Annotated in this window: 13 protein-coding genes; 9 read left to right on the forward strand and 4 right to left on the reverse strand. The window is 68.1% G+C overall.

The features are described from left to right. Window positions 1-33: 33 nt before the first annotated feature. The 9 genes from ACLQ3J_RS00805 (at window position 34) to dprA (ending at window position 8,980) form a co-directional block, all read left to right on the forward strand. On the forward strand, window positions 34-2,412 hold the full coding sequence (locus ACLQ3J_RS00805) for a Tex family protein (protein WP_296550957.1): 2,379 nt from the start codon (window positions 34-36) through the stop codon (window positions 2,410-2,412). A 97-nt stretch (window positions 2,413-2,509) separates the two neighbouring features. Then, window positions 2,510-3,406 (forward strand): hypothetical protein, encoded by an 897-nt coding sequence (locus ACLQ3J_RS00810; RefSeq protein ID WP_206038754.1) that lies wholly within the window; start codon window positions 2,510-2,512, stop codon window positions 3,404-3,406. A gap of 96 nt (window positions 3,407-3,502) precedes the next feature. Next, window positions 3,503-3,844 carry a 50S ribosomal protein L19 gene (rplS, locus tag ACLQ3J_RS00815; RefSeq protein ID WP_072698636.1) on the forward strand — a complete coding sequence of 114 codons (342 nt, stop codon included), beginning with the start codon at window positions 3,503-3,505 and terminating at the stop codon, window positions 3,842-3,844. A 103-nt stretch (window positions 3,845-3,947) separates the two neighbouring features. After that, window positions 3,948-4,811 (forward strand): signal peptidase I, encoded by an 864-nt coding sequence (gene lepB, locus ACLQ3J_RS00820; protein WP_296550958.1) that lies wholly within the window; start codon window positions 3,948-3,950, stop codon window positions 4,809-4,811. A 5-nt stretch (window positions 4,812-4,816) separates the two neighbouring features. After that, window positions 4,817-5,515, forward strand: coding sequence for a ribonuclease HII (locus tag ACLQ3J_RS00825; RefSeq protein WP_169620716.1), 699 nt, complete (start codon window positions 4,817-4,819; stop codon window positions 5,513-5,515). A gap of 37 nt (window positions 5,516-5,552) precedes the next feature. Beyond that, a complete protein-coding gene (locus ACLQ3J_RS00830) occupies window positions 5,553-5,867 on the forward strand; it encodes a DUF2469 domain-containing protein (protein WP_072698634.1) in 315 nt (104 codons plus the stop codon). A 124-nt stretch (window positions 5,868-5,991) separates the two neighbouring features. Beyond that, on the forward strand, window positions 5,992-6,348 hold the full coding sequence (locus ACLQ3J_RS00835; protein ID WP_296550959.1) for a YraN family protein: 357 nt from the start codon (window positions 5,992-5,994) through the stop codon (window positions 6,346-6,348). Further along, window positions 6,348-7,856, forward strand: coding sequence for a YifB family Mg chelatase-like AAA ATPase (locus tag ACLQ3J_RS00840; RefSeq protein WP_296550960.1), 1,509 nt, complete (start codon window positions 6,348-6,350; stop codon window positions 7,854-7,856). The genes ACLQ3J_RS00835 and ACLQ3J_RS00840 overlap by 1 nt, the downstream gene beginning before the upstream one ends. Then, window positions 7,853-8,980 carry a DNA-processing protein DprA gene (gene dprA / locus ACLQ3J_RS00845; protein ID WP_296550961.1) on the forward strand — a complete coding sequence of 376 codons (1,128 nt, stop codon included), beginning with the start codon at window positions 7,853-7,855 and terminating at the stop codon, window positions 8,978-8,980. Before ACLQ3J_RS00840 ends, dprA begins: the two co-directional genes overlap by 4 nt. A 743-nt stretch (window positions 8,981-9,723) precedes the next feature. Here dprA and ACLQ3J_RS00850 read toward each other — a convergent pair. From ACLQ3J_RS00850 to ACLQ3J_RS00865, 4 genes are read right to left on the reverse strand one after another with little or no spacing between them, the layout of a single operon-like run. Continuing rightward, window positions 9,724-10,299 (reverse strand): DUF7676 family protein, encoded by a 576-nt coding sequence (locus ACLQ3J_RS00850; protein ID WP_072698629.1) that lies wholly within the window; start codon window positions 10,297-10,299, stop codon window positions 9,724-9,726. After that, window positions 10,194-12,041, reverse strand: coding sequence for an ATP-binding cassette domain-containing protein (locus tag ACLQ3J_RS00855; protein ID WP_072698628.1), 1,848 nt, complete (start codon window positions 12,039-12,041; stop codon window positions 10,194-10,196). The genes ACLQ3J_RS00850 and ACLQ3J_RS00855 overlap by 106 nt, the downstream gene beginning before the upstream one ends. Further along, on the reverse strand, window positions 12,038-13,162 hold the full coding sequence (locus ACLQ3J_RS00860; protein WP_084722328.1) for a FecCD family ABC transporter permease: 1,125 nt from the start codon (window positions 13,160-13,162) through the stop codon (window positions 12,038-12,040). Before ACLQ3J_RS00860 ends, ACLQ3J_RS00855 begins: the two co-directional genes overlap by 4 nt. After that, window positions 13,159-14,358, reverse strand: coding sequence for an ABC transporter substrate-binding protein (locus ACLQ3J_RS00865; protein ID WP_425901915.1), 1,200 nt, complete (start codon window positions 14,356-14,358; stop codon window positions 13,159-13,161). The genes ACLQ3J_RS00860 and ACLQ3J_RS00865 overlap by 4 nt, the downstream gene beginning before the upstream one ends. Window positions 14,359-14,491 lie beyond the last annotated feature (133 nt).

Raw genomic sequence — 14,491 nt, forward strand, 5'->3', positions numbered from 1 at the left:
AGCTTCGCAAGGATAAATGTAGGGTCGATCGTCGTGACAACCGAACCCGACACCGTGATCCGGCGAATCGCCGACGAACTCGACGTCCGCGAACACCAGGTGGCTGCGGCGGTGGGATTGCTCGACGGCGGCGCGACCGTTCCGTTCGTCGCGCGCTACCGCAAGGAAGCGACCGGCGGACTCGACGATGCCCAGCTCCGCACCCTCGAAGAGCGACTGCGGTACCTGCGTGAACTCGACGAGCGCCGCACCGCGATCCTCGAATCGATCGAGGCCCAAGGCAAACTCGACGACGACCTGCGCGCCCAGATCCGCCTCGCGGACACCAAGGCCAGGCTCGAGGACATCTACCTGCCCTACAAGCCCAAGCGGCGCACGAAAGCGCAGATCGCGCGGGAAGCCGGCCACGAACCCGTCGCCGACGCCCTCTACTCGGACCCGAGCACCGATCCCGCCGGGTTCTCCGCAGAGCAACTCGACGGTGCACGTGCCATCCTCGTCGAGCGTTTCGCGGAGGACCCCGACCTCGTCGGTGAACTTCGCGAGGCGATGTGGAGCCGCGGTTGCATGAAAGCGGCCGTCCGCCCGGGCAAGGAGACCGACGGCGCGAAGTTCGCGGACTACTTCGAATTCTCCGAGCCGTTCACCCAGCTTCCGTCCCACCGCATCCTCGCGATGCTGCGTGGCGAAAAGGAAGAGGTGCTCTCCCTGACGCTCGTTCCCGATGCCGACGAGCCCGAGCCGGGGGAGCCGTCGTACTTCGAGGGCCGCATCGCCGCACGTTTCGGTATCGCCGACCGCGGCCGGGCCGCCGACCGCTGGTTGCTCGACACCGTGCGCTGGGCGTGGCGGACCCGCCTGCAGGTCTCGCTCGGTGTCGATCTCCGGATGCGGCTCAAGCAGTCCGCGGAGAAGGATGCCGTCGACGTCTTCGCGGCAAACCTCAAGGATCTTCTGCTCGCCGCACCCGCCGGGTCCCGTCCCACCATGGGCCTGGACCCCGGCTTCCGCACCGGCACCAAGGTCGCAGTGGTCGACGCCACCGGCAAGGTCGTCGACCATGCCACGATCTACCCGCACCAGCCCCACAACAAACGGGACCAGTCGCTGGCGACCCTCGCCCAACTCGTCGCGAGGCACGGCGTCGAACTGATCGCCATCGGTAACGGCACGGCGTCGCGGGAGACCGACGCGCTCGCCACCGAACTGATCGCGAAGCTCGGCACGCCCGGTCTCACGAAGATCGTGGTGTCCGAGGCGGGGGCCTCGGTGTACTCGGCCTCGGCGTACGCCTCACAGGAACTGCCCGACCTCGACGTGTCGATCCGCGGCGCGGTATCGATCGCCCGGCGCCTGCAGGATCCGCTCGCCGAACTGGTCAAGATCGATCCCAAGTCCATCGGCGTGGGGCAGTACCAGCACGACGTCTCGGAGACGATGCTCGCCCGGTCCCTCGGAGCGGTCGTCGAAGATGCGGTGAACGCGGTGGGGGTCGATGTCAACACTGCGTCGGTGCCGCTGCTCTCGCGCGTCTCGGGTGTCACGTCGTCGCTCGCCGAGAGCATCGTGGCGCACCGCGACCAGAACGGTCCCTTCCCCAGCCGCCGGGCGCTCAAGGACGTCGCGCGGCTCGGTCCCAAGGCGTTCGAGCAGTGCGCCGGATTCCTCCGCATCCCCAACGGTGAGGACCCGCTCGACGCGTCCGCCGTGCACCCCGAGGCCTACCCCGTGGTGCGACGGATCGCCGAACGCAGCGGGACGGCCGTGCGCGAACTGCTGGGCAACACCGCAACGCTCCGTACGGTGCGTCCGGACGACTTCGTCGACGACAAGTTCGGGCTGCCGACGGTCACCGACATCATCGGGGAACTCGAAAAGCCCGGACGCGACCCCCGCCCGGAGTTCAAGACCGCCACCTTCGCGGTGGGCGTCGAGAAGGTGGGCGACCTGAAGCCGGGAATGGTGCTCGAAGGTGTCGTCACCAACGTCGCCGCATTCGGTGCGTTCGTCGACGTCGGAGTGCACCAGGACGGTCTGGTGCATGTGTCGGCCATGTCGCGCAGCTTCGTCAAGGATCCGCACGACGTCGTCAAGTCCGGCGAAGTGGTCAAGGTGAAGGTCCTCGAGGTCGACGTGCCGAGACAGCGCATCGCGCTGACCCTCCGCCTCGACGACGAACTGCCCTCGACCACGCCCGATGCGTCCGACGGGCGTCCGTCGCGCGGCGGCGCACGCCGCGGGGGACCGGCCGGCGGCCAGAGCCGGGGCAACACTCAGGGCCGGGGCGACAGCCAGACGCGGGGCAACGGACAGGGCGGCCGGAACCGCGACGGGCAGTCGGGCCGGCGCAGCGAAGCTCCGGCCGCCGGGTCCATGGCCGAGGCGCTGCGACGAGCCGGATTCGGGAAGTAGTTCGTATCCCGGTGCGGGGTCGCGTTGTTCCGCGGCGTGGCCCCGCACCTGCGATGCTGAGTTGTATGGAGTGGCTGCCGGTCGTGCGATGACCGGAATGATCGACTGGTTCCGCAGAGAAATCGTCGAGCAGGGGCGATTTCCGCTGCTGTGCTTCCTCATCGGTTTCGTGGTGGCCTTCTTGTTCATCCGGATGAGCGTGCGCATGATCCGCGCGAACGTGCGGTGGTGGCCCGGCAACATCAGTCCCGGCGGACACCATGTGCACCATGTGGTGTTCGGCGTGGTGACCATGGTGATCGCCGGTGGTGGCCTGATCGGCTTCTACGAGGACGGCAGCCTGGCGGCCGGGGTCGTGTTCGCGACGCTGTTCGGGATCGGCGCCGCGTTGACCCTGGACGAGTTCGCGCTGATCTTCTACCTCAACGACGTCTATTGGGACGAAGAAGGCCGCGTCTCGGTCGACGCGGTGTTCGTCGCGGTCGCCGTGACGGGCATGTTGCTCGTCGGGCTCCGGCCGCTGGACCTCGGGGACGCCGGCAATTTCGAGGACACCGGCGACCTGATCAGCCGCGGCCTGCTGGTGGTGGGTGCGGTGATCGACCTGCTGCTGGCGATGGTCGTCCTGTCCAAAGGGAAGATCTGGACGGGGCTGGTGGGCTTGTTCTTCGCTCCGCTGCTGTGGGTCGGTGCGCTCCGGTTGTCGCGTCCGGCGGCGCCGTGGGCACGGGCGCGGTACGCACCCGACTCGCGCAAGATGGCTCGGTCGCTCGCCCGGGAGCGGAAAGTACGTCGCCCCGTCGTCCGGGCGAAGGTCGTCGTGCAGAACCTCGTGGCGGGGGCTCCGACGCTCGAGACGGTGCGCGGAAGCGTGGAGAATTCGAAGGTCGTGGCCGAGGAGGTCCTCGACCGGGAGGTCCATCCTGCGCTGCCACCGCCGTCGATTTCGCCTCCGGCGGCGTCGTCTGGCACAATTGACGGGTTGCCCCGTTAGGGCACGCCTACCTGACCTGGGTATGAACCGGTCGAGCCCGCCTCACGGTGGTCGCCGCCAGGTTCCTCTGCTCGAGCAAAAAAGAGGATGTAACCGATGAACACCCTGGACTTTCTGGACGCAAAGTCGCTGCGCGACGACATCCCGGACTTCCGTCCCGGCGACACGCTCGACGTGCACGTCAAGGTTATCGAGGGCTCCAAGGAGCGCGTGCAGGTCTTCAAGGGCGTCGTGATCCGGCGTCAGGGCGGCGGCGTCCGCGAGACCTTCACCGTGCGCAAGGTGTCGTTCGGCGTCGGTGTCGAGCGCACCTTCCCGGTCCACAGCCCCAACATTGCGAAGATCGACGTCCTCACCCGCGGTGACGTGCGTCGCGCCAAGCTGTACTACCTGCGCGACCTGCGCGGCAAGGCTGCGAAGATCAAGGAAAAGCGCTGATCTCCACGCGCTGAACCACGAGTTCGACAACCCGGTACGGACATTCGTCCGTGCCGGGTTGTCGCCGTTCGGAGAGCGTGGTGGCAGACGCTAGGCTGTCGTCGTGGCAGATTCCCCGCACGATCCGGCCGGTCCGGGTGCGCACCGTTACAGCGACGACGCCGTCGCCCGCAACCACCGAACCTCCGGTGCACACCACCGGCGCGACGACGCCGATCCGGGCGGTGGATTCTCCCGCAAGGACGACAACACGGACACGAAGAAGGAGAAGTCCTTCTGGCGCGAACTCCCGATTCTCATCGTGGTGGCGCTGGCACTGAGTTTCCTGCTCCAGACATTCGTCGCCCGCGTCTACCTCATCCCGTCCGAGTCGATGGAGCCCACGCTCCACGGATGCCCGGGCTGTACCGGAGACCGGATCGTCGTCGAGAAGATCAGCTACCGCTTCACCGATCCCCGGCCCGGCGACGTCATCGTGTTCAAGGGACCCGACTCGTGGTCGGCGGGATACACCTCGACTCGCTCCGACAATGTCGTTCTGCGCGGCCTCCAGGAGGTCGGCTCGCTGATCGGTGTCGTGCCGCCCGACGAGAACGACCTCGTCAAGCGCGTCATCGCAGTCGGGGGTCAGACGGTCGAGTGCTGTGACGACCAGGGCCGCGTCCTCGTCGACGGAAAACCGCTCGACGAGCCCTATGTGCAGATGGACTACCCGTTCACGCCCGGTGTGGTCGACTGCGACACCGACGTACCGTCCGGCCGGTGCTTCGGACCGATCACCGTCCCCGAGGACGCGGTATGGGTCATGGGCGACAACCGCAGCAACTCCGCGGACTCGCGGTATCACGTCGGCGACGAATACCAGGGTGCCGTTCCCCTGGACAACGTGATCGGCAAGGCCCAGTTCATCGTGCTGCCCCCCGGGCGGTGGGGTCTGATCGATTCTCCGGAGATAATCCCCTCGTGACCGTTCTGGACAATTGGCCCCCTCGTCCGGTGATCCGCAGGTCCGCGGGCCTGCGGACGATGGAATCCGCCCTCGTCCGGTGCGGACTCGGTCCCGTGGCCGGAGTCGACGAGGCCGGGCGAGGTCCGTGCGCCGGCCCGCTGGTCATCGCGGCCTGCATTCTCGGCCCGAAGCCGCACCCGTCGCTCGATCGGCTCGACGACTCGAAGAAGCTCACCGAGAAGACTCGCGAAGAGTTGTACGCGGTCATCACGCGCAGGGCACTCGCGTGGAATGTGATCGAGGTACCGGCCGCGGAGATCGACGCGATCGGTATCCACGTGGCCAACATCGAAGGCATGCGACGCGCCGTCGCAGGCCTGTCCCTCGCACCCGGCTATGTGCTCACCGACGGATTCCGGGTGCCCGGTCTGCCGGTTCCGTCGCTTCCGGTCATCGGCGGAGACGGCGCGGCCGCCTGTATTGCGGCTGCCAGTATTCTCGCGAAGGTCACGCGAGATCGGATCATGGTGGACCTCGATCGCGAGATACCGGGGTACGGTTTCGCGGTACACAAGGGCTACAACACACCCGCCCACATCGCGGCGCTGCGAGAACGCGGCCCGTGCCACGAGCATCGACGGTCGTGGGCAAACGTCGCGGCGGTGTCCGGCGACACCCCGTTCCGGCGGCGATTGTTCATCGACGAGGCAGATGCGGGATGATGACAGGACACACCGGACTGGGAGGACACCGAAAGCGATGAGTGCCGAGGATCTCGAAAAGTACGAAACCGAGATGGAGCTCTCGCTGTACCGGGAGTACCGGGACATCGTCGGTCAGTTCGCGTACGTCGTGGAGACCGAACGACGGTTCTATCTCGCCAACGCGGTCGAGTTGCTCCCGCACAACGCGAGCGGAGAGGTGTACTTCGAGGTACGCATGTCCGACGCCTGGGTCTGGGACATGTACCGCCCCGCGCGGTTCGTCAAGCACGTCCGGGTGATCACCTTCAAGGACGTCAACATCGAAGAACTCGACAAGCCCGAGCTGAGGCTGCCCGACAAGCTGGGATAGCCGGGCGGAGGGGGTTGTCCACAACGCCCGCCCTCATCCACAGATCACGCCCCGGCGCCCTTGTTTCCGTTGCCTCGCGCCCTCCCCGCTGCACAGTAGGTGCACGCAGGGGGAGGAGCCGGGCATGGGACGTAATCGGGATCTGGGGATACGCGGAGAAGACCTCGCCGCAGAATTCCTCGAGTCCGCCGGAATGGTGGTGCTCGAACGCAATTGGCGCACGCGGTACGGGGAACTCGATCTGATCGCGCAGGACGGCGCGGTCCTCGTATTCGTGGAGGTCAAGACCCGGTCGGGTCTCGGGTACGGGACACCCGCCGAAGCCGTTACCCGCGGTAAGACCGAACGGATCCGGCGTCTCGCAGGCATGTGGCTCGCCGCGCAGGGCAGGCGGTGGACGCACATCCGGGTGGATGTCGTGACAGTGCTGCTCCAGCGCGGCTACGCGCCTGTCATCACCCACCTGCGGCAGGTGCTGTGATGGCGCTGGGCAGAGCCTGGTCGGTGGCGGTCTCGGGTGTCGACGGGCAGGTCGTCGAGATAGAAGCGGATATCGGCCGGGGGCTACCCGGCGTGACCATGGTGGGTCTGCCCGACACCGCACTGCAGGAGTCGCGCGATCGGGTGCGCGCCGCGGTGTCCAATTCGGGTGCTGCATGGCCGGATTCGAAAGTCGTGCTGGCGTTGTCGCCGGCGACGCTGCCCAAAGTGGGCAGCGTCTACGACGTGGGTCTTGCGTGCGCGGTGCTCAACGCCGCCGACGTCGTCCCCCTCGATCTCCTCGAGAAGACGATCCTCCTCGGTGAACTCGCACTGGACGGCAGGCTGCGGCCGATCCGGGGAGTGCTGCCGGCGGTCGTGACCGCGATGAATCACGGGTGGCGGAGGGTGGTGGTGCCCACCGCGACGATGATCGAAGCCGCGCTGGTGGAGGGGATCGAGATCTACGGCGCCGATACCCTCGCGGACCTCGTGCGCTGGTTGCAGGGTGACGGTGCTCTCGAGCGTCCCGGCGAGCGTCGCGCCCCTCCGCGTGCGGTCCGCGGGGACCTGAGCGAAGTCGTCGGGCAGTACGAGGCGCGCCGCGCCCTCGAAGTGGCCGCTGCGGGGGCGCATCACCTCATGCTCACCGGTCCGCCGGGGATCGGCAAAACGATGCTCGCACAGCGTCTCCCGGGAATTCTTCCCGTGCTCACCGAGAAGCACGCCCTCGAAGTGACCGCGATCCACTCGGTGGCCGGTACGCTCACCGCCGACCGTCCTCTGGTGACGGAACCCCCCTTCATCGCACCGCACCACACCGCCTCCGTGAGCTCGCTGATCGGTGGTGGGACCGGGATGGCGAAGCCGGGTGCGGTAAGCCGAGCACACCGCGGAATCCTCTTCCTCGACGAAGTTGCCGAGATGGGCACGAAAACACTCGAAGCGCTGCGGACACCCCTCGAGGACGGCGAAGTCCGGATTGCGCGGCGTGACGGCGTGGCACGGTACCCGGCGCGGTTCCAGCTGATCCTGGCGGCGAACCCGTGCCCGTGCGCACCGGCACGCGACGCCGACTGCGTCTGTGCTCCCACGGCGCGCCGCCGGTATCTCGGGAGGCTTTCGGGTCCGTTGCTCGACCGGGTGGACCTACGCATCCGGATGGAGTCCGTCGCGACCAGCGCCCTGATGGACGAGACCGGCGAGAGTACCGACGAAGTGCGTGCCCGGGTCGCGAACGCACGCGGCGCCGCGCGGGAGCGCTGGGCCGAGTACGGGTGGTCCACCAATGCCGAGGTTCCCGGACCCGCTCTGCGGCAAAAGTTCCGGCTCGCCCCGGCGGCGGTGCGGCCCGTCGAACGAGCGCTGCGGAAGGGTGCGATCACCGCGAGAGGCGCCGACCGGGCGTTGCGCGTCGCGTGGTCGCTGGCCGATCTCGCGGGTGCGGCCTCTCCGTCGGAGGTGCACGTCGCGACAGCACTGCAGTTCCGCGACAGGGGCTTGGTGTGAGCGCGGCCGACGAGAGACGTCTCGCCTGGGCGTATCTGTCCACGGTGGCGCAGGGCGCGTCCCGGTCGTTGTCCGCGGCGATCGGGGAACATGGTGTGGTCGAGGTGGCCGAGGCGGTTCGTCAGGGCGGCGCGGGCGGACGGTTGTCGTCCCGGCTTGCCGCGCGGGCGCACCTCGACACGGCGGCGGAGGATCTCGGCAGGCTCGCACGATCGGGAGGGCGCCTGGTCACGCCGGACGACGAGGAGTGGCCGGCCTGGCACCTACTCGGATTCGAGTCGCTGACCACCACCGCCGACGCCGACGCGCCGCCTCTCGCGCTGTGGGTGTGGGGGGAGCGAAGAATCGACGAACTGACGGACCGGTCCGTGGGCATCGTGGGCACCCGCGCGGCGAGTGGATACGGCGAACACGTGACCGCGCAGGTCGCCGGGGATCTTGCTGTCGACGGGTGGACAGTGGTGTCCGGTGCGGCGTTCGGGGTCGATGCTGCCGCGCACCGAGCGGCGCTGGGGGTCGGGGGAACGACGCTGGCCGTCCTTGCCTGCGGCGTCGACCGCGCCTATCCCGCAGCGCACTCCGCGTTGCTCTGTTCGGTCTCGGAGGCGGGTCTCGTCGTCAGCGAATATCCGCCGGGGACCACGCCTGCCCGGTACCGGTTCCTGGCGCGAAATCGGTTGATCGCGGCGCTCTCTGCGGGCACGGTCGTGGTCGAAGCAGGATGGCGCAGCGGCGCCCGCAACACGGCGACGTGGGCTCGACGGCTCGGTAAGCCCGTGATGGCGGTGCCGGGTCCGGTGACCTCCGCATCGTCGCAGGGTTGCCACCGGATGATCCGGGAAGGTGAAGCGCGTCTGGTGGGCAGTGCGCACGAGGTCGTGGAGGAATGCGGTCCGGTGCTCGGGCGTGACGACGGACGTGACGCGTTGTTCCGCCGCGATCTCGATGGCTTGTCGAGGGAGAGTTCTCTTGTGTACGAGGCTTTTCCGGCCACGGGCAGTTGCACTCCGTCGGTCTTGGCGGAGTCGGCGGGTGTGCCGGTCGAGCAGGTGCGGGCTGCCTTGTCCCTGCTCGAGCTGGACGGGCTCGTGGTTCTGGTGGACGGAGGGTGGCGGCGGGCGTGAACCTCACCAGGGCCCTTCATTATTCGCTGATGAATCCGCAGGACGTGATGGCGAAGTATCACGATCTGTGGAATCTCGCGCAGTCATTTTTCGAATCTCAAACACCGAACTGCGCGCCAACTCGATCTTCAGTCGTGCCCAGGTGACTGCGCTGGGAGGAGGGCGTGCCTACGACGTCTACCGGCACCGCTTCACCGGCGGCGTACGAAACTTGGGCATCTGGTCATGCACGGGGACCGTGTCGCCGGGGACCCGCAGAAAAGGGAGGCAGATCGTTTCGCCGCAGAGCTGCTCACGCCTTCCGCCCAGATCACCCCACTCTTGCCGGGCCGACTCGACCTCAACGCGCTCGCACAACTCGGCGAGCAAGGGGGTGTACTCGGTCGACCCCCTGATCTACCGGTGCCGCGAGGTCGGTGCGGTGAGTGGTGCAACCTACCGGCGCGCCTACCAGAGGCTCCGGCAGCTACGAACCTGGAACTGGCCGGCCCGAACCCGTCGACGACTATCCCGGAGAGGTCCCTGTTCTCCTCGAGCGGGCCCTCGAACTCGCCGAGGCGAACGGTATCCATCAAGGAATTTGCTGGCGAACTGTCCTTCAAGCTGCCCAGGCTCCGCACGCTCATCGGGGACCCGAGCACTCGCCCCGAACTACGTCTGGTCGACGATCCGGCGCGGACCGACTGAGCAGGCCACCCACCCCGGTCGCGGGTGCTCGATGCAAGGTAGTGCGCGAGCTATCGCTAGCTCTGATGGCGGTAGCCCCTGCCTTGGCGGTCCAACTCATCCGGACCGAGCCCGAGGTACTGCTCGCGCAGGCGGTCCCAGAGTTGGAGCTGCGAGAAGTCGAGTTCGTCGCGGATCTGCTGTGTCTTGGTCAGGAATGGGTTGGGCAGCATGGCTGTCATCATCTGTTCGTCGCGGCCGTTGAACATGCGGACGCCCCACGAGTGTGGGGTGCCGTCGGCGCCGAGGCTGCGGTACAGCTCGGCGCGCGAGCAGCGGCGGATCCGGCCGAGTTCCGGTCCGCTGTCGTTGTGTTCGCCGATGCACAGATGGAAGTGCCAGCGGCCGAAGTCGATCGTCGCGTAACCGTCGAACATCGAGATGCGTTTGGAAGCGTTCGGTGCCGCGACCTCCCATGCGGCGCCCTCCATCATGATGCCGAACCAGATGTCGTCCCAGTACTCGTCGAACAGGATGTGTATCAGCTTCAGCAGCGATTCCTCGTCCGCCGGGATAGGCCAGCGCTGTTCGCGCCCTCCGCTTTCGGTGACGATAATCGGGGTCTGGACCCCTTCGGGTTGAGTGGTGGACATGCCGATTCCTCCTTCTTTTCGAGTGCATTCGGACGGGTGAGCACGCAGTCCTCGCAGTAGCCGGAGGCGGGCGTGCGATAGAAAAGGCAGCAGCTGCGGCGCCGGAACCCGGGTCCCTCCCGGTCGACTGTGTCAACCAGTCGCTGGTCGAGGAGGATCGTCTCCGCGAGTTTCACGGCGACTGTTCCGGCCTCTCCGTCGAGTACTCGGGCTGCGCCGATCAGCGCCGACGCGGTGTTGCCTCGCAGCAGGCGCGCCGACATGGGCTCGGCGGCGCGGATCGCCGCGATCATCGGTTCCATGTGGCGGCCCAGGACCATCTCGCGCGCGACCTCGACCAGCTCGTCCAGATCGTCGTCCACCCAGCCGACGGCATCGGGCAGGTGCAGGTCGATGCGACCGTCCACGTCACGCCACAGCAGGCGGTCGACGTCGGGCAGGATTCCGGTGCGGACGATGCCGCCGAGCGCGAGCGACCACAGGCGGGCCGCGTAGCCGAGATACAGCGTCGATGCCGCCACCCGGTATTCGGTGGTGCCGATCCGGGCGCCTACGTGTCCGACTACGCCGGCGAGCGCGTCGGCGTAGTCGTAGAGGTCGTGCACCGGGCGCCATCTGCTCGGGCCGCGATCGCCCGTCGTGGCGGTGAAGCACGGGCTGATGCTGGCCAAGGTTTCGAGTGTCGAGGTGACCGCGTTGCCTGGGGCGAGGCGTAGATCGGTGCGCGGCAGGTCACGTAGGACACGTGGGAGCGCATCCAGGCCTTCGACGGGACGCACCTTCCCGGCGTGGAAAACCGAGAGACCCTCGCCTGTGTCGACGAGCAGATCGGCGGGCTGGTCGTCGTCGACCACCACTGCGCCCTCGCGACCGAGTAGCCGCCCGATCGCCGACGCTGCCGGCTGCGGCGCGCGGACCCGCGCCCGGATCGGGGACTTGTGTGCGGGCGTGAGAGTGAAGACCCCGGAGCCGACGTCGAATCGCAGTGACCGCGAATCGAAGACGTCGCCGATCCGGCCGTCGAGCGCGAGGCGCTCCGGCGTGCCGGTGGACAATCGGCCGGTGCGGTCGACGAGCCAGACATGGTCGGCGACACGCAGCGCCAACTCGAGGTCGTGCGTCGACATCACCACCGCCAGATGGTGTTCCCGGGCTGCTGCGCGAAGCAGTTCCACGAGCGCGACCCGTGACGGGACGTCGAGGAACGCGGTGGGCTCGTCGAGGACCAACAGGGTGGGCTCCTGGGCAAGCGCCCGCGCCGTGAGCACGCGCTGGCGCTCGCCGTCGGACAGTTCGCTCGCCGGCCTGTCGGCCAGATGGGTGGCGCCGACCGCGTCGAGCGCCCACGCGACCACGGCGTGGTCGCGGGCGCTCATTCGGCCGCCGAGTCCGAGGTGCGGGGTGCGGCCCAGTCCGGCCAGTTCGCGCGCCGACAGCATGCCAGGATCGACGCGGTCGGTGAGCACGACGGCGATCGTGCGGGCAAGCTCGGCGGCGGGCATTGCATGCAGGTCGTTGCCGGACAATGTGATCGAGCCGCGGAGGGCGGGTTGGAGGCCGCACAGGGTGCGCAGCAGCGTGGACTTGCCGCTGCCGTTGGGGCCGAGCAGCACGGTGAGCTCGCCGCGGCGTGCGACGGCGTCGATGTTCGACGCGACGATCCGCGTGGTGGTCGGGCGCAGCGCGCGGCGGGCGTGATAGCCGACGGCGACGTCGGTGAGGTCCAGGACGATGTCGGTCACAGTGCACCTCCGACGCCGCGGCCGCTGCGGACGAGGATCGTCACGACGATCGGTGCACCGATCAGCGCGGTGACGGCGTTGAGCGGAAGAACTGCGTCACTGCCGGGGACCTGGCTGACGATGCCGCACGCGAGCGCCACGGCGGACCCCATGAGGATGACGGTCGGCATCAGCGACCGGTGGTCCGATGTACCGACGGCGAGGCGGGACAGGTGCGGAACGGCGAGACCAAGGAAACCGATCGGGCCGCAGAACGCTGTGGTCACTCCCGCCAGCAACGAGGCCGCGAGCAGGGTGAGCAGGCGGGCACGTCGGACGTTGATGCCCATCGTTCGGGCGTAACCCTCCCCGAGCAGGAGTGCGTTGAGGGGTCGGACCGTGGCGAGCGCGAAGCAGATGCACACCAGCACGATCGGGGCCATGAGCACGAGATCGGCCCACGTGGTGGCGGCGAAGCTGCCCAGGCCCCACAGCAGGAAGTGTTGCGCACGTTGTGGATCGGCATAGACCAGCAGGACGCTCACGATCGCGGTGGTGGCGGAGCCGACCATCACGCCGATCAGGAGCAGAGTCACGGCGTTCTTCACCCAGTGCGAGAACAGCAGCACCAGCAGCAGGACGACAGCGGCTCCGGTCGCGGCCGCCGCCACGACACCCGCGCGTCCCGCTCCCGCGAAACCGGACGTGAACGACGCCGCGCCCGCGCCTCCCGCGGCGACGACGACCAGCGCGACACCGAGACTCGCCCCGGAACTCGCTCCGAGAACGAACGGGTCGGCGAGCGCATTCCGGAACAGGGTCTGCATCTGCAGGCCGGCGACACCGAGCGCCGCGCCGACGAGGACGGCGGTGATCGTACGAGGCAAGCGCAGTTCGTGCACCACCACCTGCCAGCGCGGGTCGGAGGGGGCAGCGCCGATCAGCACTCGCGCGGTGTCCGCCAGCGGCACCCGCACCGGGCCGAGGGCCAGCGCGAGCACGAACAGCACGACCGTGAAGGCGGCCAGCAGCGCCAGCGTGATCGCGGTCCGCCGCGAGAACGCACGCGGTGCCGGCGTCGGCCCGCTCCCGTCCGCCGGCCCGGTGACCGGGGCCGGCGGAGGGGACAGGAGCGTCGTCATGCCCGCGGCACCTGCCGGTAGAACACGAACTCGTGGTTCGGCATCAGTTCCGGATGCAGGATCGCGACAATATCGGCGAGCACCAGGTCGGGGCGGGTGACGCCGCGCTCGTGGAAGTCGTTACCGCCCGTCGGGCCGATCGCCTTCGTCGCCGACCACACCGCGCCGTCGCGGGCCGCGGCGAGCCGACCGTAGCGGGGATCCTCGGCGACGGCGTCGGCGGTCGTCTCCCACGAATTGGTGACGAACCACGTCGGCGCGCTGCCGGCCTGCGCGTACACCGATTCGAAGTTCAGTTGCAGGCTGCCGGTCGCCGGATTGGTCAGCCACGGGTAGCTGCCGCCCGCGTCGCGGACCAGTCCGCCGATGTAGCTGCCACCGGCGGGCATGTACCACGTGCCCTGGGTCATCGTGCCGGGTAGTACCGGGCTGGCCGCGGCGCCCTGCGCCTTCGCCGAGACGTCCTCGTAGTCGCTGCGGATCTGCGAGTAGACGTCCGCTGCCTGTGCTTCGGTGCCGGTGAGCGCTGCCATCGCCTTGATCCACTCGGAGCGCCCGAGGGCGGTCGACTCGAGGTATTCGGCGTTCGCGACAACCGGAATCCCGGCGGCGCGGAGCTTGGCGTACGACGGATCGTCGGTGCCGCCGGTCATCAGCACATCCGGGTCCGCGGCGACAACCGTCTCAGTGTTCACCGTCTGTCCGGGCGCATACTCGACGATCTCTCCGGCGTCGATCCGCTCACGCACCGCGGGATCGGACACGAACCCGGCGTTCGAGACACCGGTCAGGACGTCGAGTTGGCCGAGCTCGGTGATCAGCGGCAGGTGCGTGGTCGAGGCCGAGTACAGGCTGGTGATCGGCGTCGAGATCTTCGGAGCCGCCGTGAGGTCGCCGGACAGTTCCGGAGCTGGGGCGCCGCACTTGACCAGAACATATGATTCCGGTGCTCCGCCTGGGTGCGGCTGGTTCACGGTGAGTACCTGGTAGCTGTCGTGGTACTCGAGGGTGAAGTTCTTCGCGTCCGACAGTGTCGACTTGTCGGGGAAGTAATCGGTGTTCGCGTCGAAATCGGTGATGCAGCCGCGTGCGTCGATGGCGGTGTCTGCGCCCGAAGTGTCGGGCGAGCACGCACTCAGGACGAGACCTGCAGTGACGAGCACGGAAAGCGCGGCGGTCATGGGCCGTTGGATCATGTTTCTCCACAGGTGAGCGGTAATGGTCGACCGAAGATCTAGTTCGTGCCGGCAGATGCTCGAGTAGCCGAGGAATCGAGACAAGCCTAGCCAAGGTCGCCAGCGTTCCGAGCCGAATTAGGGCAGACGGCAG

The sequence above is a fragment of the Rhodococcus sp. DT1 genome (assembly GCF_049844875.1).
Taxonomy (GTDB): domain Bacteria; phylum Actinomycetota; class Actinomycetes; order Mycobacteriales; family Mycobacteriaceae; genus Rhodococcus.